This window comes from Bathymodiolus azoricus thioautotrophic gill symbiont (genome assembly GCF_001298715.1).
Taxonomy (GTDB): domain Bacteria; phylum Pseudomonadota; class Gammaproteobacteria; order PS1; family Pseudothioglobaceae; genus Thiodubiliella.
Window position 1 is genome coordinate 1 of sequence record NZ_CDSC02000453.1, and the last position, 821, is coordinate 821.

The 821-nt window shown below is 47.3% G+C and carries 1 protein-coding gene; it reads left to right on the top strand.

Annotated elements, in window-relative coordinates; translation table 11 throughout:
- A partial coding sequence (locus BAZSYMA_RS10105) for an RCC1 domain-containing protein (RefSeq protein ID WP_479385931.1) occupies window positions 1-821 on the top strand: 821 nt, incomplete at both ends.

The window sequence follows — 821 nt, forward strand, 5'->3', positions numbered from 1 at the left end:
CGGCTTTTGCCGCCATTAAAGCCGATGGCTCAATCATGGCGTGGGGTAACCCACATTTTGGAGGCAAAAAAGCACCCGCTGGTAATGACTATACCAAGATTTATTCAAATACACTTGCCTTTGCTGCTCTTAAAGCTGACGGCTCAATTTCGACATGGGGCAGCTTAAAAAATGGAGGTACAGACGCACCCAATGCACCCACTAAAAAAGGTTATACTAAGATTTCCTCAACCGCTAGTGCCTTTGCCGCTCTTAGAGCCGATGGCTCAATCAAGGCATGGGGCAACTCAGATAATGGAGGTGCAGGTGCACCCGTTGACAAAGGTTATACCGAGATTTATTCAAATACATATGCCTTTGCTGCCCTTGCACATGATGGCTCAATCAAGGTGTGGGGCGATCCAGATACTGGAGGCATAAATGCACCCGCTGGCAGTTATACCAAGATTTATTCAACTACTGATGCCTTTGCTGCCCTTAGAGCCGATGGTTCAATTATGGCGTGGGGTAGTCCAAATAATAAAGGCGCAAACGCACCCGATGGCAGTGGCTATACCGAAATTTCTTCAAATGAATATGCCTTTGCTGCCCTTAAAGCCGATGGTTCAATCGTGGCGTGGGGCGGATCAAGTACTGGAGGCAAAAAAACACCCAGTGGCAAAGGCTATACCAAGATTTATTCGAATACTAATGCTTTTGCCGCCCTTAGAGCTGATGGTTCAATCGTAGCGTGGGGAGATTCATTTGCTGGGGGCGCAGACGCACCCAATGGCAAAGGCTATACCAAGATTTATTCAAATACATATGCCTTTGCTGCCCTT